Source organism: Streptomyces sp. NBC_00872 (genome assembly GCF_045161915.1).
Classification (GTDB): Bacteria; Actinomycetota; Actinomycetes; order Streptomycetales; family Streptomycetaceae; genus Streptomyces.
On the sequence record NZ_CP108806.1, the window covers coordinates 3,069,428 to 3,090,229 of the forward strand.

General features: G+C 71.2%; 22 protein-coding genes. 11 read left to right on the forward strand and 11 right to left on the reverse strand.

Annotated features, from left to right (window positions below):
• Positions 1-5: 5 nt before the first annotated feature.
• The 3 genes from OG214_RS12960 to OG214_RS12970 all read right to left on the reverse strand — a co-directional run bounded on the left by OG214_RS12960 (position 6) and on the right by OG214_RS12970 (position 3,993).
• Positions 6-1,091 (reverse strand): AAA family ATPase, encoded by a 1,086-nt coding sequence (locus OG214_RS12960; RefSeq protein WP_405984830.1) that lies wholly within the window; start codon positions 1,089-1,091, stop codon positions 6-8.
• Between the two features lie 140 nt (positions 1,092-1,231).
• Positions 1,232-3,337: a trypsin-like peptidase domain-containing protein gene (locus tag OG214_RS12965; protein WP_363080349.1), complete on the reverse strand. Its 2,106-nt coding sequence runs from the start codon at positions 3,335-3,337 to the stop codon at positions 1,232-1,234.
• Positions 3,334-3,993, reverse strand: a complete 660-nt coding sequence (locus OG214_RS12970) for a CU044_2847 family protein (RefSeq protein WP_405984831.1) — start codon at positions 3,991-3,993, stop codon at positions 3,334-3,336. The genes OG214_RS12965 and OG214_RS12970 overlap by 4 nt, the downstream gene beginning before the upstream one ends.
• A 188-nt stretch (positions 3,994-4,181) precedes the next feature.
• Between OG214_RS12970 and OG214_RS12975 the strand changes: the two genes are divergently transcribed.
• Positions 4,182-4,364 (forward strand): DUF6104 family protein, encoded by a 183-nt coding sequence (locus tag OG214_RS12975; protein WP_363080350.1) that lies wholly within the window; start codon positions 4,182-4,184, stop codon positions 4,362-4,364.
• On the opposite strand, the gene OG214_RS12980 is transcribed toward OG214_RS12975, so the two are convergent.
• Positions 4,285-5,178 carry a hypothetical protein gene (locus OG214_RS12980; RefSeq protein ID WP_382863417.1) on the reverse strand — a complete coding sequence of 298 codons (894 nt, stop codon included), beginning with the start codon at positions 5,176-5,178 and terminating at the stop codon, positions 4,285-4,287. The two genes, OG214_RS12975 and OG214_RS12980, sit on opposite strands and share 80 nt — an antisense overlap.
• A gap of 170 nt (positions 5,179-5,348) precedes the next feature.
• On the opposite strand from OG214_RS12980, the gene OG214_RS12985 reads away from it, so the two are divergent.
• From OG214_RS12985 to OG214_RS12995, 3 genes are all read left to right on the forward strand, one after another.
• Complete coding sequence (locus tag OG214_RS12985) at positions 5,349-6,242, forward strand: DUF4097 family beta strand repeat-containing protein (protein WP_405984832.1); 894 nt, start codon at positions 5,349-5,351, stop codon at positions 6,240-6,242.
• A 1-nt stretch (position 6,243) separates the two neighbouring features.
• Positions 6,244-7,308 carry a helix-turn-helix transcriptional regulator gene (locus OG214_RS12990; RefSeq protein ID WP_405984833.1) on the forward strand — a complete coding sequence of 355 codons (1,065 nt, stop codon included), beginning with the start codon at positions 6,244-6,246 and terminating at the stop codon, positions 7,306-7,308.
• A gap of 65 nt (positions 7,309-7,373) precedes the next feature.
• Positions 7,374-7,712, forward strand: a complete 339-nt coding sequence (locus tag OG214_RS12995) for a hypothetical protein (RefSeq protein WP_405984834.1) — start codon at positions 7,374-7,376, stop codon at positions 7,710-7,712.
• A 388-nt stretch (positions 7,713-8,100) separates the two neighbouring features.
• Here OG214_RS12995 and OG214_RS13000 read toward each other — a convergent pair whose 3' ends face one another.
• Positions 8,101-9,063: a zinc-binding dehydrogenase gene (locus OG214_RS13000; protein ID WP_405984835.1), complete on the reverse strand. Its 963-nt coding sequence runs from the start codon at positions 9,061-9,063 to the stop codon at positions 8,101-8,103.
• Between the two features lie 232 nt (positions 9,064-9,295).
• Positions 9,296-10,627: an NADP-dependent malic enzyme gene (locus tag OG214_RS13005; RefSeq protein WP_405984836.1), complete on the reverse strand. Its 1,332-nt coding sequence runs from the start codon at positions 10,625-10,627 to the stop codon at positions 9,296-9,298.
• A gap of 518 nt (positions 10,628-11,145) precedes the next feature.
• Between OG214_RS13005 and OG214_RS13010 the strand changes: the two genes are divergently transcribed.
• From OG214_RS13010 to OG214_RS13020, 3 genes are all read left to right on the forward strand, one after another.
• On the forward strand, positions 11,146-12,108 hold the full coding sequence (locus OG214_RS13010) for an ABC transporter substrate-binding protein (RefSeq protein WP_363085976.1): 963 nt from the start codon (positions 11,146-11,148) through the stop codon (positions 12,106-12,108).
• A 69-nt stretch (positions 12,109-12,177) separates the two neighbouring features.
• Positions 12,178-13,128: an amino acid ABC transporter permease gene (locus OG214_RS13015; RefSeq protein WP_405984837.1), complete on the forward strand. Its 951-nt coding sequence runs from the start codon at positions 12,178-12,180 to the stop codon at positions 13,126-13,128.
• Between the two features lie 38 nt (positions 13,129-13,166).
• Positions 13,167-13,919 carry an amino acid ABC transporter ATP-binding protein gene (locus tag OG214_RS13020; protein WP_363085977.1) on the forward strand — a complete coding sequence of 251 codons (753 nt, stop codon included), beginning with the start codon at positions 13,167-13,169 and terminating at the stop codon, positions 13,917-13,919.
• 161 nt (positions 13,920-14,080) lie between these two features.
• Here the strand turns inward: OG214_RS13020 and OG214_RS13025 are convergent, their stop codons facing one another.
• Positions 14,081-14,842, reverse strand: a complete 762-nt coding sequence (locus tag OG214_RS13025; protein WP_405984838.1) for a class I SAM-dependent methyltransferase — start codon at positions 14,840-14,842, stop codon at positions 14,081-14,083.
• A gap of 89 nt (positions 14,843-14,931) precedes the next feature.
• Between OG214_RS13025 and OG214_RS13030 the strand changes: the two genes are divergently transcribed.
• On the forward strand, positions 14,932-15,579 hold the full coding sequence (locus OG214_RS13030; protein ID WP_383041538.1) for a CGNR zinc finger domain-containing protein: 648 nt from the start codon (positions 14,932-14,934) through the stop codon (positions 15,577-15,579).
• Here OG214_RS13030 and sodX read toward each other — a convergent pair.
• Complete coding sequence (gene sodX / locus OG214_RS13035) at positions 15,465-15,899, reverse strand: nickel-type superoxide dismutase maturation protease (protein ID WP_382863383.1); 435 nt, start codon at positions 15,897-15,899, stop codon at positions 15,465-15,467. The two genes, OG214_RS13030 and sodX, sit on opposite strands and share 115 nt — an antisense overlap.
• Positions 15,900-16,049: 150 nt before the next feature.
• Here sodX and sodN point away from each other — a divergent pair, with 150 nt between their 5' ends.
• A complete protein-coding gene (sodN, locus tag OG214_RS13040; RefSeq protein ID WP_066955106.1) occupies positions 16,050-16,445 on the forward strand; it encodes a superoxide dismutase, Ni in 396 nt (131 codons plus the stop codon).
• Between the two features lie 153 nt (positions 16,446-16,598).
• Here sodN and OG214_RS13045 read toward each other — a convergent pair whose 3' ends face one another.
• The 3 genes from OG214_RS13045 to OG214_RS13055 all read right to left on the reverse strand — a co-directional run bounded on the left by OG214_RS13045 (position 16,599) and on the right by OG214_RS13055 (position 19,095).
• The gene (locus tag OG214_RS13045) at positions 16,599-16,931 is read right to left on the reverse strand and encodes a hypothetical protein (protein WP_363079644.1); all 333 of its coding nucleotides are present in this window, start codon (positions 16,929-16,931) and stop codon (positions 16,599-16,601) included.
• 49 nt (positions 16,932-16,980) lie between these two features.
• A complete protein-coding gene (locus OG214_RS13050; protein ID WP_405984839.1) occupies positions 16,981-17,799 on the reverse strand; it encodes a metallophosphoesterase family protein in 819 nt (272 codons plus the stop codon).
• Between the two features lie 261 nt (positions 17,800-18,060).
• Complete coding sequence (locus tag OG214_RS13055; protein WP_405984840.1) at positions 18,061-19,095, reverse strand: LysR family transcriptional regulator; 1,035 nt, start codon at positions 19,093-19,095, stop codon at positions 18,061-18,063.
• A 205-nt stretch (positions 19,096-19,300) separates the two neighbouring features.
• Between OG214_RS13055 and snpA the strand changes: the two genes are divergently transcribed.
• Entirely contained in the window at positions 19,301-19,963 is a 663-nt protein-coding gene (snpA, locus tag OG214_RS13060; protein ID WP_363079647.1) for a snapalysin, read from the forward strand.
• A gap of 117 nt (positions 19,964-20,080) precedes the next feature.
• Positions 20,081-20,776 (forward strand): hypothetical protein, encoded by a 696-nt coding sequence (locus OG214_RS13065; RefSeq protein WP_405984841.1) that lies wholly within the window; start codon positions 20,081-20,083, stop codon positions 20,774-20,776.
• Positions 20,777-20,802: the final 26 nt, after the last annotated feature.

A 20,802-nucleotide genomic window follows, 5' to 3' on the forward strand; every position in this document is an offset into this window, starting at 1 on the left:
GCGCATCACCTCGGCCGGTCGAGTCGCTGGATGAGCAGGTCGGCGAGCCGGTCCCGGCCTGCCGGGGCGGCGGCGTCGGTGAGGTAGATGGCGTTCAGAAGCTGGTCGGTGGAGATCAGTTCACTGCGCGAGCGCTCCAGGAAGTGGGCGATGAGATCGTCTCCCGCGCGGGCCGCCTCGTCGCCGAGATGGGCCCGTACGAAGGTGGCGAGCCGCTGATGGTCGGGGCGGCCCAGCTCCAGATGGATACAGCGGCGCATCAGCGGCGCCGGGAAGTCGCGCTCGCCGTTGCTGGTGAGGACGACGAAGGGGAAGGCCTTGCACTGCACCCGACCGCCCTTCACCTTCACCTTCGTACCGTCGTCGGTGAGCACCTCGGCCTCGCCGTCGGGCAGCCGGTCGGCGATGCGCTCCAGCTCCGGTATGCCGAACTCACCCTCCTCCAGCACATTGAGCAGGTCGTTCGGCAGGTCGATGTCGCTCTTGTCCAGCTCGTCGATGAGCAGGACACGGGGCAGCACGGAGGGGAGCAGGGCGGTGCCGAGCGGGCCGAGACGGATATAGCTGCCGATGTCCGCCGACGGATCCCGGTACTCCGCGCCGCCCGTGCCGGTGCCGGTGCCCGTGCCGCTGCCGCCGGTGCCGTCGGCGTCACCCGTGCCGTCCGGACCGGACGAGGCCCGGTGCGCGGCGATCTGCACATCCTGGAGCCGGGCGATCGCGTCGTAGTGGTAGAGCCCGTCCAGCAGCGTGGAGCGGCTGACGATGGGCCAGCGCAGCACCCGGCCGAGCCCCAGCTCATGGGCGACCGAGTGGGCCAGGGTGCTCTTGCCCGCGCCGGGACTGCCGGTGACCAGCAGCGGACGCCTCAGATAGAGCGCGGCATTGATCATCTCCAGCTCCTCCGCGCCCGGCCGGTGCAGCTCCGCCTCGTGCCGGTAGCCGCCGAGCCGCCGGTCGGCGGAGCCGTTCGACGAGGTGTCGTCACCGCCCGCGAAGTCCCGCCAGGGCGGTGGCGGCGGAAGCTGGCTGATGCCTCCGTGCGGTTCGCCGGCCCCTCGGTAGATGAGCCACTCGCCGGGTTCACTCATCACGTGATCCTCATCGTCACTCGTCCGCCTGGGCGGTCTGGGGGCAGTCGGGAGGGCCGAACGCGCGTCGCCGCGAGGACGACGTGCATCACCGTAGCGATCCGCCGCTGACCCCGTAAGAGGCCCGTGCGCCGGCCCGTTCACGGTGCCTCCAGAAGCTGTCCCGATCCGGGCAGGGGGTGGTGCGGGTCGTCGTAGTAGAGCGCCACGCCGTCCGACCAGTACATCTCCGTCCGGCCGGCCCGCACCCCGCGTCTCAGCTCCTGAATCTTGCGCGGGAGCTGATCGGCCGTCCTGGCCTCGGCGACGGTGTCCAGCGCGCGGCGGTGGAAATCCGCGCAGACCATGTCGGTCCTGTCCTCGCCGCGGCGCAGCAGGGCGATGTGGAAGCCCCCGCGCACCACCCGGGTCAGCCCGGCCGCCGTCTCGCCGTCGGGCCGGTCCCCGTACCGGCAGAGCACCGGCACGATCTCGTACGCCAGCGCCCGCAGGTCCTCCTCCATCGGTACGGGTACCCGCAATCCGTCCTCGCAGTCGATGATCTCGCCCCGCATCGCGACGCTCCAGGTGCGGTTCCACCGGGCCCTGCGCTCACGCGCCTCGCCCTCCGAGAGCGGCGCCTCGGGGTTCGAACAGCGGACCACCACCGGGCGTACGACGCCGAGCGGCGGCTCGTCGGGCGACAACTGCCAGCGGTCGACCTCCAGTCCGAGCTGCGCCTGGACGACGGCGACCTGGAGCACGGCGGGGCTGTCCGGCTCGTCGCACCGCCGGAACGCCTCGGCCAGCGGCGCGGCGAGTCTGGCCGGCAGGTCCTGGGCCGGGGTGCCCCTGCTGTCCTCCCTGACAGGCACCACCTCGCCGGTGTGCCGGGCCACACCGACCCGCCAGTCGTAGCTGTCCCGCTCCCAGCCGCGCGGCTCCAGCTCCAGCAGGACGAAGGAGCCCTCGCCCTCCACGGGACGCTCGCCGTACGCCGGGGACGCGCGCCGCTGCGCGCGGTCGGTGCGGTGGCGGGCCGCGGACCAGAGCCGGGTGATCTCGTTGCGGAACTCACGAGAGAGCCGGTCGTCGGCGATCCACTTCACCCAGTCCCAGAGCGCCTCCTCGGCCGCCGCCGTGGAGTGGGTGACATAGGGGCGCTCGGCGGAGATGACACTCATGCAGTAGCGCAGGACGAGTTCGAGCGCGGCCTCGCCGCCCCTGGTCTCGTACAGCGCGCCGAGCCCGTCCCGCCAGCTCCTCGGCGCCGGATAGCGGTCGACCGAGTGGACGTTCGGCAGCCGGACCAGCAGATCGAGCAGGCCGCGGGTGGAGACCGGCGGCGGCAGCTCGGCGAGTCTGCCGAGCAGGATGATGCGCTGCTGGGGGGTGAGCGCGCGGTCGGCGCCCGCGCCGAGTCCGCTCTGCACATCGGCCCAGGTGCGGCCGGTGCCCACGCGGCTGGTGTGGCGGTCCGCGTGATAGCGGTCATGGGCGTGGAAGACGGCCTGGTAGTCGTCGTCGGACTCGGCTCCGGCCATCGCGGCGGGCACCGGCAGCGAGCGGAGCTGCTCGATACCGATCGAGGTGCCGCCCAGACCGCCGACGAGCTGCGACTTGAGCACACCGACCACCTCGCCGCGGGCCGGATCGACGGCGGGTCCGCCGGAGACGCCCGGCGGCAGCAGGTCCCCGCCGAGCCGCATCTGCTCGTCCGGATCGCCCCAGCCGCCGAGCGTGCCCTGCACGGTGCAGAAGCCGCTGAGCCGCTTGAGCCGGCCGCCCACCTCCGTCCACCCGGAGTAGAGCACCTGCCCGCCGGCGAAGTAGGCCGCGGGCCGCTCGGTGACATAGACACAGGGGTGCTCGATGGGTCTGCCGAGTCTGATGAGCGCCAGATCGGGGCCCGGCCAGCTGCCGGACGTACCGAACGAGCGTGCCGCGAGCGCGTCGCGCGGCGGCTCGGGAAGCGCCGCGACCACGGAGCCCGTCACCGACGACTCGCCCTCGCCGCTGCCGGGGCCGGTCTCGAAGACCACTGTCACGTCCCGCCCCTCCCCCTGCATCGCCACATGCGCACACGTGAGAACCCAGCTCGGGGCGATGAAGAAGCCGCTCCCCAGGAAGCCGCCGCCCGGTTCATCAGGGGCATACCCGTACGCCGGGCCATGGATGCGCACGGTCGCCGCCGCGACGAGGTCCTTGAGCGCACGCCGGGTCTCGTCCGAGGCGCCCGGCGCACCCCGGCCGAACCCGTCGATCACGGTCCGCTCCCGGCCGGAGGCGTGAGCCCGCCGGGGTGCGCCGGTGCGCCGGGTGGTGCGCCCCCGGGCTCCGCGCCGCGCGCCGGAGCCGTCTGCGCGCCCCCCGCTGCCGCCCCGCCGGAGGGCGCCGTTCCCAAGGGCTCGCCTCCGGGCGATGCCCCGGCGGGTGACACCCCTCCGGGCGATGTCCCGCCCGGTGATGTCCCGCCCGGTGACGCTCCGCCGAACTGCGGCGCTCCGGGGGGTGCGGCCGTGGGCGGTGCCACCGCCTGGGGAGGCACGAGCGGCGCCGCCGACAGATCAGCGGGCGGTCCGCCGTTGTTCCAGGTGAGAGTCACCTTGATCGCCCCCTTGGCCTCGCCGTCCGCGAGCAGTCCCACGACCTTGCCCGCCTTGGCGGTCAGTTCGATGCCGAACTCGATGCTGACCTCGTCGGGCCGCACCGCCCTCAGCGGTCCCGCCAGCGACCTCGCGACGCTGGTGACCACCCCGTTCAGACTCTCCACCCGCGCCTGCACCTGATCGGCGAATCCGGTGTCCGAGTAGGTCAGCCCCCGGGAGGGCCGGCTCAGCTCCTCGGCACCCGAGATCCGGGCCCATACGGGCGTGCCGTCAGGCATCTCGATACGGGTGATACGGACTTCTCCGTCCTCCATGACGCCCCCGTTCCCCCAATTCCCCGCAGGTTAACGGCAGTACGGAGCCGAAGCGAGGCAATGGAGGAGGACGGCGATTCGCCCCCGCCCGGTTCCCCGGTGGTCCCGGACGCGGCCGGGAGGCCGGGCCTCCCGCCGCCGCACCGCCCTTCACCAGGCGTTAAGGACCAGGCATTAGGCTGTTCGGCATGTACTTCACCGACCGTGGGATCGAGGAGCTGGAGAAGCGGCGCGGCGAGGAGGAGGTCACCTTCGAGTGGCTTGCCGAGCAGCTCCGTACGTTCGTCGACCTCAATCCCGACTTCGAGGTGCCGGTCGAACGGCTCGCGACATGGCTGGCCCGGCTGGACGACGAGGACGAGGACGGGTGAGCACCCGGCACGGTCCGGCGCGCAGCCGGTCGTACGCGAGCGTCAGCATCCCCTGAGTGATCAGCAGGGCACCGGCGAAGGCCCATCCCGCGCTGTGGCGGCGCACCGCCCAGAGCGTGAGCGGGACACCGGCCGCGAGCTGGCCCGCACCGGCCAGCCGGGCCCGGGGGCCGCGCAGCCAGGGCCCGAGCGGCCCCTCCTCGACGACGTCCAGCTCGGCCCGTACGGTGTCGCGCCAGCCCGCCCACTCCACCTGCTCGGCACCCGGCTGGACACGCGCCACCTCGCGCAGCCGGTCGGCCGGTTCACCCGGACCCAGCCCGACCGGGAGCACGACCCCGGCGCGGGAGAGATACGCGGCGAAGGCGAGCAGCCGGTCCCGGGAGTCGGCGTCCGGGTCCTGACGGGTCAGCGGTTCCAGGGCCGGGAGGTCCAGTACGGGATCGAGGCCGAGACGGGCCGTGAACGTACGCATCGCCTCGTCCTCGCCCACCGGGGTGCCGTCCGCCAGCCAGACATAGCCGACCGTGCGCCGGAATCCCGCCGCCAGGGTGTATCCGGCGCGGTCCGCGTCCCACCAGAGGGCGAGCACCGGCCAGTTGACGCCGACGGCGAGCGCGGTGGCCCAGCCCGCGACCACACGGTCGACCGGTTCGCCGCCGTCCCGCCAGGGCTTGCCCTCGGGCACCAGCACGCTCCAGCCGGGGCCCGCCGGGACGAGCAACAGCCGTTCGCGGAGCAGATGGGCGGCGGGCCGTACCGCCGCCGGCTCGGCCCGGCAGAGCAGCAGAGCCCCCACGGAAGTCGCGTTCATGCCTCTTACGCTAGGACACTTCGCCCGGATATGAGCGCTGTGCCCGTCGAGAGCCCCTGGGGTTCCCCCGGGTTCGGCCACCCGGCCTTGACTTCCAAGAACCGCGATATATCGTGTTTCCCGGAAGACGCGATATGTTGCGTCCAGGCAGGCCCTGGGAGGTCAGCACGATGCCAGAGTCGACATGGGAAGTCGCCGGGCCGACGAAGCTCGCCTTCGACGACCCGGTGACGGCGGTCCATGTGCGCATCGTCGACGGGACGGTGAACGTCGTCGGCACGGACGAGTCCGCGCTGAGCCGGCAGGGCGGCGCCCGGCTGGAGATCTCCGGTGTCGAGGGACCGCCGCTGACCGTGACCCGGAGCGGCTCCACACTCACCGTGGCCCATGGGGAACTGCCCTGGAAGGGCCTCCTCAAGTGGCTCGGCCGCGGCGGCCCGCACCGCAGCGCCGTCGTCTCCCTCGCCGTCCCCTCGGGCGCGGCGGTGGAGGTCGGGGTGGTCGGGGCGGGGGCCGTGGTCTCCGGGATGCGGGGACGTACGGATGTCCGGGGGGTCAGCGGCGACACCACACTCGTCGGGCTGTCGGGCGAGGTCCACGCCGACACCGTCTCCGGAAGTCTGGAGGCACAGGCCGTCACCGGCGACCTCCGCTTCAACTCGGTCTCGGGCGATCTGACGGTGGTCGAGGGCGCGGGATCCTCCGTACGGGCCGACTCGGTCAGCGGCGACATGGTCGTCGACCTCGATCCGGGGGACCGGCCCACGGACATCAAACTGACGTCGGTCTCCGGCGAGGTCGCGATCCGGCTGCCGCATCCCACGGACGCGCGGGTCGAGGCGAACACGGCGAGCGGCCGGGTGGCCAACGCGTTCGAGGATCTGCGGGTCAGCGGGCGGTGGGGGGCCAAGCGGATCACCGGCACACTGGGGGCGGGCACGGGCACACTCAGGGCGACGACGGTGTCGGGATCGATCGCGCTGCTGAGAAGGCCGCCGGCGCGGTACGAACCGGCCGTCCCGGTGCCGACGGACGCGGTGCCGACCGATGTGAAGGAGCTCTGACATGCCCCCGGTCTTCGCCCATGGCCGACTCCGGCTCTATCTGCTCAAGCTCCTCGACGAGGCGCCCCGCCACGGGTACGAAGTGATCCGGCTGCTGGAGGAGCGCTTCCAGGGCCTGTACGCGCCGTCCGCCGGGACCGTCTACCCCCGGCTGGCCAAGCTGGAGGCCGAGGGGCTGGTCACCCATGCCACCGAGGGCGGGCGAAAGGTCTACTCGATCAGCGACGCGGGCCGCGCCGAACTGGCCGGCCGCAGCGGCGAACTGGCCGATCTGGAGCTGGAGATCCGCGAGTCGGTCTCCGAACTGGCCGCGGAGATCCGCGAGGACGTACGGGGCGCGGCGGGACAGTTGCGCAGCGAGATGCGCGCGGCGGCCTCCGAGACCCGTAGGGACGGCACGCGGACGGACTGGGACACGGCGTTCGCGGACAGCGAGTCGTGGCGCGTGGCGAAGGAGGAGCTGAAGCGCGCGAAACAGGAGTGGAAGGAGCAGGCACGGCGCGCGAAGGACGAGTCCCGCCGGGCCCGCGAGGACGCGCAGCAGGCGCGCCGTCAGGCCAAGGAGGCCCAGGAGACGGCCCGTCAGGAGATGCAGCGCATCGCGAAGCAGGTCCAGGACCAGGTGCAGGACCACTTCCTGCGCGGCGACTGGCCGACGGGGGTACGGGAGGGCCTGTCGGAACTGGCCGGCCAGCTGGGCGGCCTGACCTGGGGTGCCAAGCCCGAGCCCACGCCCACGAAGCCCGGTGCCGGGGAGTCCGGGTCCACCGAGCACGGGACCGGGGAGCACAGCTCCACCCGGCCCGGATCGGCCGAACCGGCGTCAGCCCGGTCCAGGACGGCCGAGCCCATGGAACCGGCACAGGACCCCGCCTGGGTCAAGGAGACCCCGGAGACCGGCGACCCGGCCCGCGATCTGGACCGTCTCCTGGACCGCTTCCGGGACGACATCCGGGACGCGGCACGGGACAACGGCGTAACCCCCTCCCAACTGGCCGCCGCCCGCCGCCACCTGTCCACGGCGGCGGCCCATATCAGCGCGGTGCTGCGGTTGCCGGGAGACTGACGGGCGGGCCCGAATGGCCGAGAACGGACTGAAGTGCCTGTAGCGGGGCAGTTCGGAAGGAAAATATGAAGCCCCGGAACTGGACGATCGCGGCAGGCGTTTCGTTCCTCGCCATGACGCTGACGTACGGATACGGCGTCTCACAGATGTTCTCGCTGGACAGGCAGGAGCTATGCACTGTCATCCTCCACCAGGAATTCGACCCGAAGTACGCCTATACGGAAGAGCGGTTCTTTCCGCTGACGCGGAAATGCAACGCGTCGTACGACATGGTGCCTTCCTTCGTCAATCCGTCCATCGTCCTCCTCCTGGCCGGAACGCTGCTCTGCGCGGGCGCGGGCGCGGCCGTGGCCGCGGCCGTCCGGCGCCGGCGTGCTGTGCGGCTCCGCACGAACTCACGGTGACCGACCGTCCCACTCGCCGCCCCGTGCTGGGCACGGGCCTCGCCCTCGCGGGCGGGCGGCGGGCCACCGCCTGAACGTCCGGGCGGGTCCCCGGGGAGTTTCTCCCTGGAGCCCGCCCAGAGGGGCAGGCACCTCGTCGCGGGGCGGCTGTCGGGCCGTCAGCCGGTTGCCCGAGAGGCTGACGGGGGCGCGCCGCCGAACATCGTCGGCGAGGGCGTGTTCGACGGAGGTGCGGCGGTCGCGGATGCCGAGGGAGGCGAACGCGAAGGACGCGCGCGTACCCTCCCGGTCGAGCAGCGCGAGCACCTCCGCGATCTCCTGCCACGACCAGCCCTGGTCACGGGCATCGCGCACCTGTACGGACTCCGGGTGCCGTGGCCGGACGAAGTCAGGGCGTCAGCACGACCTTCCCGAACAGGTCGCCCGACGCCATCCGTTCGAACCCCTCCCGCGCCCGGTCCAGCGGCAGTACCGCGTCGATCACCGGACGTACCCCCGCCGTCGCGCAGAACGCGAGCAGATCCTCCAGCTCGTCCTTGGTGCCCATCGTCGAGCCGACGACCCTCAGCTCCAGGAAGAAGATCCGGGTCAGCTCGGCGTGCGCCGGGCGGTCACCGCTCGTCGCGCCCGAGATCACCAGGGTGCCGCCGCGCCGCAGACACTTGATGGAGTGCGACCAGGTCGCCGCACCGACGGTCTCGATGACCGCGTCCACCCGGTGCGGCAGCCGCGCGCCCGGCTCGAACGCCTCCAGCGCGCCCAGTTCGACCGCGCGCGCCCGCTTGGCCGCGTCACGGCTCGTCGCGTACACCCGTAGCCCCGCCGCGCTGCCGAGGGCGATCGCGGCGGTGGCGACCCCGCCGCCCGCGCCCTGGACGAGCACGGAGTCCCCGGGCCGTACCCCGGCGTTGGTGAAGAGCATCCGGTACGCGGTGAGCCAGGCGGTGGGCAGACAGGCGGCCTCCTCGAAGGTGAGACCGGCGGGCTTGGGCAGTACGTTCCACACCGGCACGGTGACCCGCTCGGCGAAGGTGCCCTGGTAGTGCTCGGTGAGGATCGAGCCGGTCTCCCGGGGCCCGACGCCATGACCGGTCTGCCCGATGACGGAGTGCACGACGACCTCGTTGCCGTCCTCGTCGATCCCGGCCGCGTCGCAGCCGAGGATCATCGGGAGTTTCTCCTCGGGCAGCCCCACCCCGCGCAACGACCAGAGATCGTGGTGGTTGAGGGAGGCGGCCTTCACCGTGACGGTCGTCCAGCCGGGCCGTACCCCGGGCGCCGGGCGCTCACCCAGCACCAGGCCGGCGAGGGGGTCGTTGAAGTCGGTACGCGCTGCGTAGGCGGCAAACATGACCTCGACCCTAGGGCCTCTCGTTTGCCGCCGCGCGGCGCGCGGGAACTGTCCGGGCCTGTGACGCGGGCCGCGTCGCACCCGCGGAGGGGTACGACACGGCCCGTACGCACACAGCGCCACCGGCGGCGCGTCACCACCGGCGGCGCGTCACCATCCGCGGGCCCGGCCCGCGACCGGCGTCAGCACGACCGGCGTCAGCACGATCCGACCGGCCGCCGCCGACGGTGCGTCAGCGCCGCGCCACGCCCTCCGCGCGCGCCGCCGCGGCCACCGCCGCCGTCACGGCCGGCGCGACCCGCTCGTCGAACGGCGAAGGGATCACATAGTCCGCGGCGAGTTCGTCACCGACCACATCCGCGAGCGCGTTCGCCGCGGCGAGCTTCATGCCCTCGGTGATCCGGGACGCCCGCACCTGGAGCGCTCCCGCGAAGACCCCCGGGAAGGCCAGCACATTGTTGATCTGGTTGGGGTAGTCGCTGCGCCCGGTCGCCACGACCGACGCGTACTGGTGCGCGATGTCCGGGTGGACCTCGGGGTTCGGGTTGGCCATCGCGAAGACGAACGCCCCCGGCGCCATCGAGGCGATCGCCGGCTCCGGCACCGTACCGCCGGACACGCCGATGAAGACATCCGCGCCGGAGAGCGCGGACTCCAGCGAGCCGGAGAGCCGGGTCCGGTTGGTCAGCCCGGCGAGCTCCCGCTTGACGTCGGTCAGATCGCCGCGGTCCGGACTGACGAGGCCCTTCCTGTCGGCCACGGCGACATCGCCGATGCCCGCCTCCAGCAGGAACTTGGCGATGGCGACACCGGCCGCGCCCGCGCCCGAGATGACGGCGCGCAGGTCGCCCAGGGGACGCCCCGTCAGCTTCGCCGCGTTCCGCAGGGCGGCGAGCGTCACGATGGCCGTGCCGTGCTGGTCGTCGTGGAAGACCGGGATGTCGAGCCGCTCCTGGAGCCTGCGCTCGATCTCGAAGCAGCGCGGCGCCGAGATGTCCTCCAGATTGACCCCGCCGAAGGAGGGCGCGAGCCGTACGACGGTCTCGATGATCTCGTCCGTGTCGGTGGTGCCGAGCGCCAGCGGCACCGCGTCCACCCCGCCGAACTGCTTGAACAGGATCGCCTTGCCCTCCATCACGGGGAGCGAGGCCTCCGGCCCGATGTCGCCGAGTCCGAGCACCGCCGTACCGTCCGTCACGACGGCGACGACCTGCGACTTCCAGGTGTAGTCATGGACCAGCTCGGGCCGGTCCGCGATGGCGCTGCACACCTTGGCGACGCCGGGTGTGTACGCGAGGGACAGATCGTCCTTGTCCCGGATCGGCACGGTCGCCTGGATGGCCATCTTGCCGCCGCGGTGCAGCGCGAAGGCCGGATCGAATGCCTGGTCGAAGGGCTCGCCCTGAGCGCTGCCCGTACCGCTCCGGGCGCTGCCCGTACCGCCCTGAGCGCTCCCCGTACCGCCCGGACCGCCACCGGCGGTGCCACGGGCGGCGCCTCGGGCGTTGCCACTGGTGCCGGTGCCGGCGTCGGTGCTGCGAGGATTCACGATCTCCGCTGCCATGTGCTGATGACCCCTTACGTCTTCATGGTTGAGGGTGGCCACTCCTGGTTGAGGAGGGGTGGGTGGGCACCGCGTCCGTGCCCCGCGAGGGCGGTTGGCCCGCCCGGCGGGGTCCCTGCGGACGCGCGGGCGCGCCGCACACGCGCCCTGGGCCCCGGATGAGGGGTGTGATGTCCTTCTTACCCGACGGACCTCCGCGTCCACGAGTCCATATGGCCGCGACGACACGACCCATGGCCGAACTGTCCGACATCGCTGACATACGGCATGGATCATGTCCGGGAACGGCAGGGAACCGGAGATCCTCCGGCCGGAAGAAGGCATTCCAACAGATGGTCCGGTCTTGAGGTACCGCCATGTTGGGGGTGGGGGGTGTCCCGTTACCCGATTTTGACATGCTCGGCCCCCTGAATGGGCCAGTCCGAATGGCAGGATGCCCTAATCACAAATGGTCGCGGCACTCGAAGGCGCGTTCCCGGCCAGTTGGCAGCTCCCCTCACCGCCGGAGGATCCTGATCATGATCGCACGCACCATCCGCCGTACGACCGCCGCGAGGTCCCGGATCGCCACGGCCGGCGCGATCGCGGTCGCGGGCACCCTGCTGCTGACCGCCTGCGGCGACCAGACGGACAGCGGCAACGGGGGTCCGAAGACCTCGGAGACGAACAAGGCCCCGCTCTTCGACCAGCTCCCCAAGGCGATCCAGGACAAGGGTGTCATCAAGGTCGGCTCGGACATCGCCTACCCGCCGATCGAGTTCAAGGACGGGTCCGGCAAGACCGTGGGCTTCGACCCGGACCTGGCGGACGCGATGGGCAGACTGCTCGGGGTGAAGTTCGAGTTCGAGAACGGCACGTTCGACACCCTGCTCACGGGTCTGCGCTCCAAGCGGTACGACATCGCCATGTCGGCCATGACGGACACGAAGGACCGTCAGAACGGTGTGGACGGAGACACCGGCAAGAAGGTCGGCGAGGGCGTCGACTTCGTCGACTACTTCACCGCCGGTGTCTCGATCTACACCAAGAAGGGTGACGACAAGGGCATCGCCGCCTGGTCCGACCTCTGCGGCAAGAAGATGGTCGTCCAGCGCAACACCGTCTCGCACGATCTGGCCGAGGCCGAGAGCAAGAAGTGTACGGAGGCGGGCAAGGGCAAGATCTCCCTGGAGCCCTTCGACAACGACCTGGAGGCCCAGACCCGGCTGCGCGCCGGTGGCGCCGACGCCGGCTCCAGCGACTTCCCGGTCGCCGCGTACGCCGTGAAGACCTCGGGCGGCGGCAATGACTTCCAGCTCGTGGGCGAGCAGGTCGAGGCCGCTCCGTACGGCATCGCCGTGGCCAAGGGCAACGAGCTGTCGAAGGCGCTGCTGGCCGCCCTGAACGAGATCATCAAGAACGGCGAGTACGGCAAGGTCGTCGCCAAGTGGGGCGTCGAGGCCGGCGCTGTCACCGAGGCCAAGCTCAACGGCGGATCCTGAGCCCGTCCGCACACGGCTTCGAAACACAGCCTCGGAACACGGCCTCGAAGGCCCTGAAAGGCGACATCCGTGACGGTTGACATCCACACGTCGGACGGCCCCCAGGACGGCCCCCGCGACACGGCATCCATCCCGCCGGAATCCATCAAGGCGATTCCGGTGCGGCACTACGGGCGGTACGTGTCCGCGGTGATCGCGATCGGCGCGCTGGTCGCGCTGGTCTACGCCTTCGCGAAGGGCGATGTGAACTGGGGCGCCATCCCCGACTACTTCTTCGACGGCCAGATCCTGACGGGCGTCAGGAACACCGTGGTCATCACGGTGCTCGCGATGGTGCTCGGGGTCGTGCTGGGCATCGTCCTGGCGGTGATGCGGCTGTCGAAGAACCCGGTGACGTCCACCATCGCGTGGTTCTACATCTGGTTCTTCCGCGGCACCCCCGTCTATGTACAGCTCCTGGTCTGGTTCAACCTGGGCATCGTCTTCGAGTACATCAACCTCGGGCCGATCTACAAGGACGAGTGGTCCTCGTTCATGACCCCGTTCCTCTGCGCGCTGCTGGGCCTCGGGCTCAACGAGGCGGCGTACATGGCGGAGATCTGCCGGGCCGGCCTCCAGTCGGTCGACGAGGGCCAGACGGAGGCGGCGCACGCGCTGGGCATGAGCCATGGCAAGACGCTGCGCCGGATCGTCGTACCGCAGGCGATGCGGGTGATCGTGCCGCCCACCGGCAACGAGGTCATCAATATGCTCAAGACCTCGTCGCTGGCGGTGGCCGTGCAGTACACCGAACTGCTGCGGGCGACCCAGAACGTCTCGCAGAGCTCGGGCGCCACGGTCGAGATGCTCTTCCTCGCCGCGGTCTGGTACATCATCCTGACCTCGGCGCTCAGCATCGGCCAGTACTACCTGGAGCGTCACTACGCGCGCGGGTCGAGCCGCAGCCTGCCGCCGACACCGTTCCAGCGCGTCCGCGCCAATCTGCTCTCCCTCGGCCGGCCCAAGGGAGCCACGGCATGACCCGGACGGTGAAGGACAGCGATATGAACGGGACCCCGATGGTGCGGGCCGAGGGCGTCCACAAGTCCTTCGGTGCCGCGCACATCCTCAAGGGCATCGATCTGGAGGTCGCGCCGCGTGAGGTCTTCTGTCTGATCGGGCCCTCCGGCTCCGGCAAGTCGACCTTCCTGCGGTGCATCAACCATCTGGAGAAGATCAACGCCGGCCGGCTGTCGGTCGACGGCGAGCTGGTCGGCTACCGCCAGAGGGGCGACAAGCTGTACGAGCTGAAGGACAGCGAGGTCGCCAGGAAGCGCCGGGACATCGGCATGGTCTTCCAGCGCTTCAATCTCTTTCCGCATATGACGGCGATCGAGAACATCATGGAGGCGCCGGTCCAGGTGGCCGGCGAGACCAAGGCGGTGGCCCGTGCCCGCGCCGAGCGGCTGCTCGACCGGGTCGGTCTGGCCGACAAGGCCGGCAGCTATCCCTCCCAGCTCTCCGGCGGCCAGCAGCAGCGCGTGGCGATCGCCCGCGCGCTGGCCATGGAGCCGAAGCTGATGCTCTTCGACGAGCCGACCTCGGCGCTCGACCCCGAGCTGGTGGGCGATGTCCTCGATGTCATGCGCGATCTGGCCCAGGACGGCATGACGATGATCGTGGTCACCCATGAGATGGGCTTCGCCCGTGAGGTCGGCGACGCCCTGGTCTTCATGGACAACGGTGTGGTGGTCGAATCCGGCCATCCGCGCGAGGTCCTGACGAACCCTCAGCACGACCGGACGAAGTCGTTCCTGTCGAAGGTGCTGTAACGGAGGCGTGGACCGGCGCGGGCATCGGCCGGCGGGGGCGGTACGGACGATTCCGTACCGCCCCCGCCGTACCGCCCGTCGTACGCCCTCGCCGTATGGCGCCGCCGTACCGCCCCGCCGTACGGCCCCCGCCGGCCTGGCGGTGGCTGCTTCGGCGGTGGCTACTTCAGCGCGAGCACGAGGGTGTCGGAGGGCGAGGCCCACACCGCGCGCGCCTCACCGAAGCCCGCCTCCAGGAGCGTCCGCGTGTGCCAGTCCAAGGAGGGTGTGTCCCCGTCGGCGTGCTCTCCGTAGATCTCGAACCGCTCGGCGGTCGGCGCGGCGAGGACGGGGTCCTTGGCCGCGAGGTCCCACCAATCGGCCCAGTCGAGGGCGCCCGCGGCCTTGGCGCGGTCCATACCGGCGTGCCGGTGCGCGCGCTCCACCGCGTTGATCCGGGGGGTGTCCGGGTCCGTCATATGGTCGGCGTTCATAAAGACGCCGCCGTCCCTTACGAGCCCCGCGAGCTGTCCGTACAGCGCGGCCAGCGGCGCGGTGTTGAGCCAGTGGAGCGCCGTCGCGGTGAGGACGGCGTCGTACGGACCGGGGGGCAGCAGCCGCGTCCAGCCGGGGTCCGCGAGATCCGCGGTCACGAAGCTCACGCGCTCGTCCCCGGCGAAGTAGCCGCGGGCGATGGCCAGAAGGGCCGGGTCGAGGTCGACACCGGTGCTGGTGGCCGCGGGGAACCGGCGCAGCAGCCGGTCCGTGATACTCCCCGTGCCGCACGCGAGGTCGAGCACCCTCGGCTCCGGGCCCGCCACGGCCTCGACCATGTCCAGCATCACCCGGAAGCGCTCCTCGCGGTCCGGCATGTACCACTCCTGCTGGCGGTCCCAGCTCTCCTGCCACGCCCGCCAGTCGGTCCCGGCCGCCGTCTCGGTCATGAGCGCCTCCCTTGTAATACCCTAGAGCCATAAACAGCCATTACATCCCTACCCGCCCCGACTTTAGACCGCTTCCGTAAGGACTACAAGTGGAACTGGCCTCTTACTCGGACTCCGCCGTACGCCTGGTCAACACCGAGGAACCGGCCCGCGGCACGGACACCCTGACCTCGGTCGAGGCCGTCCGCGCCCTCTTCGGCCCCAGCTCTCAGGCGGCGCGCCGCGCCACCGACGCGGATGTCACCCGCTTCCGCTCGGTACGGGCCCGGCTGCGCGCGGTCTTCACCGCCGCCGACGCGGGCGAGGCCACCCAGGCGGTGGATCTGCTCAACTCGCTGCTGCTGGAGTTCCCCGTCAGCCCGCAGATCTCCGGCCATGACTATCTCGACGACGAGGGCCATCCGCGCTGGCACATGCATCTGGCGGACCACCCCTCGAACGCGACGGCCGGATACGCGGCGACCGCGGCGATGGGGCTCGCGTTCCATCTGACCGAGTACGGGGTCGACCGGCTGGGGCTGTGCCAGGCGGCGCCGTGCCGCAACGCCTATCTGGACACCTCCACCAACCGGTCGCGCCGCTACTGCTCCGACCGCTGCGCGACCCGGGCCAACGTCGCCGCCTACCGGGCCCGCAAACGCCTGGAGACCGAGCGCTCCGCCGGGACCGGCCGTACCGCGGAGACCGGCCGCACCGCCGAGACGAGCCAGGAGATCACCGCGCGCACCGACCGCTGACCGCCCAGCGGCCGGTACCGCGCCCTGACCCGCCCCAGCAGCAGTTCCTCGGGCACCGTCCCGAACACCCGGCTGTCACCCTCGGCGCCGGGATTGTCCCCGAGCACCCACCAGCCGCCGTCGCGCCGCTCCACCAGCCGTTTCACGATGAGCAGGTCCTGTTGCAGCGGGTGTTTGAGCACCGCGACGTCGCCCGCCTTCACCGGGGCGCGGTAGTGCACCAGGAGCTGATCGCCGTGTTTGAGCGTCGGATACATGGACGGACCCATCACCTCCGCGATCCCCAACTGCACTCTCGGCTGCCGCCCGTGCTCCGTCATCCGGCACCTCCCGGTCCCACGGTACGTTCCGCCACCAGTCTCATATTCACCCCGGACTTTTGTCCTAAGCCCTAGGGGGCACTCGCGAAATCAGACTTCTCACCGAGTAATGTCGCACCTGAGAAGACGATCACGAGGAAGGACAGCTCCATGCTTTCCCGCCTGTTTGCCCCGAAGGTGAAGGTCAGCGCCCACTGCGACCTCCCCTGCGGTGTGTACGACCCCGCCCAGGCCCGCATCGAGGCCGAGTCGGTCAAGGCCGTCCAGGAAAAGATGCAGGGCAACGACGACGCCCACTTCCAGGCGCGCGCGACGGTCATCAAGGAGCAGCGCGCCGAGCTCGCCAAGCACCATGTGTCGGTGCTCTGGAGCGACTACTTCAAGCCCCCGCACTTCGAGAAGTACCCGCAGCTCCACCAGCTCGTCAACGACACCCTCAAGGCGCTCTCCGCCGCGAAGGCGTCGACGGACCCGAAGACGGGCGAGAAGGCGCTGGAGCTCATCGCCGAGATCGACCGTATCTTCTGGGAGACGAAGAAGGCTTGATCTATTGATCAACCCCTCTGACCTGTGGTTTCCACCCCCGCAGCGTCTACCTGACCGCACCCGGCCCCCAGGCCGCCGAGACCGGCGTCCCCGACGGTCCGGGTGCGGTCATCTTTCCGGGCGGGGGACGTGCCCGTCCGGTTCGTGGGGGGCTCAGTCCTCCGGGAACGGGGTGTCGCTCCAGCGGAACCAGGCTCGGTCGCCCTTGATGTGGAGCAGGAACTCCGCGACGGGGCCGTCCGGGGAGTGAAGGGCGACCGCGCGTTCGACGGCGTCGTACGCCGCCTCCCACGCGTCCTGGTTCTCGTCGATGTGGTCGAGCAGTGCCAGCTCGTGGTCGAAGAGCGGACGTACCGACTCGAAGGCCGGGCCGGGGGTGAACCGGCCGCTGAGCCAGGGGAAGTCGGCCACTTCGATGGCGATGTGCCCGACCGTTCGCCCGTCCTCGCGTGCCACGACGTGCCAGACCTCATCCGTGAAACCCACCGGCTCTCTCCCGCCTCCGTCTGCCGAACCCGTTCCGTCGGGCAGCATCTCAGAGGCGCGGACCGGTACGGCCGTCCCGGGGGCCGAAGATCTCCAGCGCGTCGGCGTCGCCCGCGCGGGCGTGGAGGAAGTAGTCGGCCCACTCGGCGATGCCGGGGAAACCGGACCGCTCCGTCAGCGCGGTGACGGCGGCGTCGATGTCGAAGCGGGTGACGCGCAGTTCGACGCCGGGGCCGAGCAGGGCCCAGTGCGCGCCCGGCCGGCCGTACGGCATGCCGACGCTGCCCGGGTTGACGACCTGGCGGCCGTGGACGAGCCGTACGAAGGGCATATGGGTGTGGCCGCACACGACCGTACGGATGGACTCGTCGAGACCTTCGAAGACCTCCGTCCAGCGCGCGAGGCGGGAGTCGACGAGGACGACCTCCTCGTCGTCGCGCGGCGTCGCGTGGCAGAACAGGACCTCGCCGAGTCCGGACACATGGAGCCGCCGTGTCAGCGGCAGCCCGGCCAGCAGGGCGAGTTGGTCCTCACGCAGCCGGCCCGCGGCCCAGGAGGCGATCTCGTCCGGGATCGCCGGGGGCCGGCCCCGGCGCTCCTCGACCAGTTCGCGGTCGGCGTTGCCGCCGATCAGTACGGCCCGCTCCCCCAGCTCCGCGAGCCGGTCGAGCACCTCGACCGGTTGCGGTCCCGCGGCGATGTCACCGGTCACCACGATGCGCTCGGCGGCGCGGACGTCGGGTTCCGCGAGCACGGCGTCCAGGGCGGGCAGCACGCCATGGATGTCGGAGAGCACGGCCGTACGGCGGACACGGTCCGGTGGAGGTGGGGATGAAGGTGGAGGTGCGGATGGAGGTGCGGTCGCCATGGGGGCCATCCTTCCCCGGGTCCGTGGCGGACGACGCGCTGTTCGCCCGGCGCGGAAGGCCGGCCGGGGCGCGGGCGCGGGGCGCGCGGGGCGCCGGGCCCGCGAGGCGCCGGGCCCGCGAGGCGCCGGGCCCGCGAGGCGCCGGGCCCGCGAGGCGCCGGGCACATGCGGGAGGCGGGCGGGTGCTCGCCCGTACGGACGCCCCGCCTCGCGGTACCACCCAGGCTTCCCCAGCGGCGAACTCCCCCGCCAGGCGCTGCCTCAGGCCGCCGGAGCGTGCAGGAGCGGGCTCTTGTTGCGGGTCAGCCAGAGGCGGTAGTCGGCCGCTCCCAGGGCGGCCTCGCGGTAGGCCTCCTCCAGATCGTGGAAGACCTCCGCGCCGATGGACAGCCGCCCGGTGCTCACAGCTCCGGGGCCGGGGCCGCCGGGGCCGGTCTCCCGGGGCGCCGGTCCGTCCTCCCCGCCCGTCGCCGGACGCGAGAAAAGCAGCAGCCGCACCGCCAGCGGGTCGTCCCTCAGGGGTCTTATCACCATGTCGTCGCGCGGGCGCGAGGTGGGCTGGCAGGGCGCCACCGCCTCGCCGACCGCGATGAGTGACGCGGCCGTCAGGTAATCCCCGTGCAGAACGGGCGGGTTGAGTCCGGCCGCGCCCAGCACCCGGCGCAGCGCGTCCCATTCACCGTCCACCGTGGGGTCGACCATCCAGCGGTCCCCCGCGAGATCGGCGAGTTCCACCACCGGGCTGGCCGCCGCCGGATGGTCGCGGGCCATGGAGATGAACTGCGGTTCCCGCTCGACCAGTACCCGTCTCTCCAGCCCCTCCGGGACGGTGAGCGGACAGCCCTCCACCTCGTGCACGAAGGCCACATCGAGCTGCCCCGCCGCGACCGTCCGCAGCAGCGCGTTGGCCGAGACATCCATCTGGAGCGAGATGTCCGTGCCCGGCAGCCGCTGTCTGAGCCGGCGCAGCCAGCCCACCAGCGCCCGGCTCGCGGTGGATCCGATCCGCAGCCGCGGACCGCCCGTCAGATCGGCCGCCGCCCGTGCCTCGGCGACCAGCGCGGCCATCCCGGAGACCAGCGGCCGGGCCCGGCTCACCACGGAACGGCCCAGCGGGGTGGGCCGGCAGCCGGTGCGCTCACGCGAGAACAGCTCGGCGCCCAGGGAGTTCTCGATACGCCGCAGCTGGGTCGTCAGGGACGGCTGGCTCATCCCCAGCTGCCGAGCCGCCTTGTGCAGACTGCCGGTGTCGGCAATGGCGCACAGGGCACGCAAGTGCCTCACCTCCAGCTCCATGTCCCAGAGAGTAGAGCCGCCTCATGAGCCGCACCAGGTGTCCAAATCGCAGTAATTGGCAGCGCATTCACTGAAAGGCGGCCAGGGTGATGCGCTGGTGCTATCGCGAATTGACATCATCCGCCGGGCGCCCGGCTCCCCGAGACTCTCCCGTGCCGAACCCGTTCACCGAACCCGTTCACCGGACGAGTAGGGAGCCCCCCACATGAAGCACCCCAAGACGGCGATTTCCGCGATCTGCGGAATTGGTCTGGCATTCGCGACCGCGTTCAGTGTCGCACCCACGGCCAGCGCCGCCGACGCCGCCACCACCGCACCCGCGGGTACCGGTTCGTACGCCGCCTACGCGGGCTCGAAGGCGGAGGCCGCCGCCAACAAGGCGTTCTTCGACGCCGTGCTGAAGTCCGTGGCCGAAAAGCGTGCCGCGAACCCGGGCGTACAGGCCGTCACCGTGGTCTACAACGCGTCGAACGCGCCCAGCTTCGCCAGTCAGATAGCCAGCAGCACCTCGATCTGGAACAGCGCCGTCACCAATGTGAGGCTCCAGTCCGGCAGCAATGCCGATTTCACGTACTACGAGGGAAATGACTCGCGCGGCTCGTACGCGAGCACCGACGGTCATGGCCGGGGTTATATCTTCCTGGACTACCGGCAGAACCAGCAGTACAACTCCACCCGTGTCACCGCGCACGAGACCGGGCACGTCCTCGGCCTCCCGGACCACTACTCCGGTCCGTGCAGCGAGCTGATGTCGGGCGGCGGCCCCGGCACGTCCTGCCAGAACTCCCAGCCGAACGCGGCCGAGCGCTCCCGGGTGAACCAGCTCTGGGTGAACGGCCTCGCCGCCGCCCTCGCCAAGGTCTCCTGACCTCGGCTCCCGACCTCCCCCCACGGGCAGGACCGAAGCACAGAACCGCTCGACAGGGGCGCCCCGAACCGCACCAAGGGGCGCCCCTTCCCCCGTTCCCCTTGGTAACGTCTCTCGGTGGACTTCAGTACGGACACCGGCGCGTCGCCGAACGACGAGTTCGGCCGGGCCATCGAGGGCGATTTCGAAACGCATGTGACGGTACGGGCCGACCGGCCGGACACGATCGCGTCGCTCGGTGCGTGGGCGGCGGCCCACGGCCTCAAACTCACCCATATCGTTCTGGACCGCGGCCGCACCCCCTCCCAGCCGATGCTCACCCTGCACGGCACGGGCAGCCTCGACGAGCAGCGCCGGACGGCCGAGCAGTGCGTGGAGCGTCTGGCGCGGGCCGGATTCACCGTCGTACGGACGAAGATAGAGGCCGCGCCCTGGAACGCGGGCGTACCGCAGACCGACGCGGAGGCGGCGACGCTCCCGGCGCACTGCCACTTCGAGCACCACATCAAGTTACGGCTGCCGATCCCCTACGACACCAAGCGGCTCACCGCGGTCGTCGAGGGGCACTCCGCGCATATCTCGCGCAATGCCCGGCGTGTGCTGTCGGGCGGGGTCCAGGAACGCTTTGTCACCCAGCGTGCGCGGGGGGTCGGCCGGTCGGTGGCGCGTGCCCGGCTGGACGCGCTCCTCGACGGACTCATCGCGGCCGGTTTCCAGCCTGTGGACATCGAGGAGGAGTTCGTCCTCCATGACGACAACCCGGCCGTGGACGGTGGCTGGATCGAGGAGTCGGCTTCCCCGTCAGGCGGTTGACGGATGACGGAGTGAGGGGCCCGGGT

Bases quoted from the DNA above. Each gene is read 5' to 3' on its own strand.
- OG214_RS12960 (WP_405984830.1), bottom strand. From the start codon at position 1,091: ATGAGTGAACCCGGCGAGTGGCTCATCTACCGAGGGGCCGGCGAACCG.
- OG214_RS12970 (WP_405984831.1), bottom strand. From the start codon at position 3,993: ATGGAGGACGGAGAAGTCCGTATCACCCGTATCGAGATGCCTGACGGC.
- OG214_RS12975 (WP_363080350.1), top strand. From the start codon at position 4,182: ATGTACTTCACCGACCGTGGGATCGAGGAGCTGGAGAAGCGGCGCGGC.
- OG214_RS12980 (WP_382863417.1), bottom strand. From the start codon at position 5,178: ATGAACGCGACTTCCGTGGGGGCTCTGCTGCTCTGCCGGGCCGAGCCG.
- OG214_RS12985 (WP_405984832.1), top strand. From the start codon at position 5,349: ATGCCAGAGTCGACATGGGAAGTCGCCGGGCCGACGAAGCTCGCCTTC.
- OG214_RS12990 (WP_405984833.1), top strand. From the start codon at position 6,244: ATGCCCCCGGTCTTCGCCCATGGCCGACTCCGGCTCTATCTGCTCAAG.
- OG214_RS12995 (WP_405984834.1), top strand. From the start codon at position 7,374: ATGAAGCCCCGGAACTGGACGATCGCGGCAGGCGTTTCGTTCCTCGCC.
- OG214_RS13000 (WP_405984835.1), bottom strand. From the start codon at position 9,063: ATGTTTGCCGCCTACGCAGCGCGTACCGACTTCAACGACCCCCTCGCC.
- OG214_RS13005 (WP_405984836.1), bottom strand. From the start codon at position 10,627: ATGGCAGCGGAGATCGTGAATCCTCGCAGCACCGACGCCGGCACCGGC.
- OG214_RS13010 (WP_363085976.1), top strand. From the start codon at position 11,146: ATGATCGCACGCACCATCCGCCGTACGACCGCCGCGAGGTCCCGGATC.
- OG214_RS13020 (WP_363085977.1), top strand. From the start codon at position 13,167: ATGGTGCGGGCCGAGGGCGTCCACAAGTCCTTCGGTGCCGCGCACATC.
- OG214_RS13025 (WP_405984838.1), bottom strand. From the start codon at position 14,842: ATGACCGAGACGGCGGCCGGGACCGACTGGCGGGCGTGGCAGGAGAGC.
- sodX (WP_382863383.1), bottom strand. From the start codon at position 15,899: ATGACGGAGCACGGGCGGCAGCCGAGAGTGCAGTTGGGGATCGCGGAG.
- sodN (WP_066955106.1), top strand. From the start codon at position 16,050: ATGCTTTCCCGCCTGTTTGCCCCGAAGGTGAAGGTCAGCGCCCACTGC.
- OG214_RS13050 (WP_405984839.1), bottom strand. From the start codon at position 17,799: ATGGCGACCGCACCTCCATCCGCACCTCCACCTTCATCCCCACCTCCA.
- OG214_RS13055 (WP_405984840.1), bottom strand. From the start codon at position 19,095: ATGGAGCTGGAGGTGAGGCACTTGCGTGCCCTGTGCGCCATTGCCGAC.
- snpA (WP_363079647.1), top strand. From the start codon at position 19,301: ATGAAGCACCCCAAGACGGCGATTTCCGCGATCTGCGGAATTGGTCTG.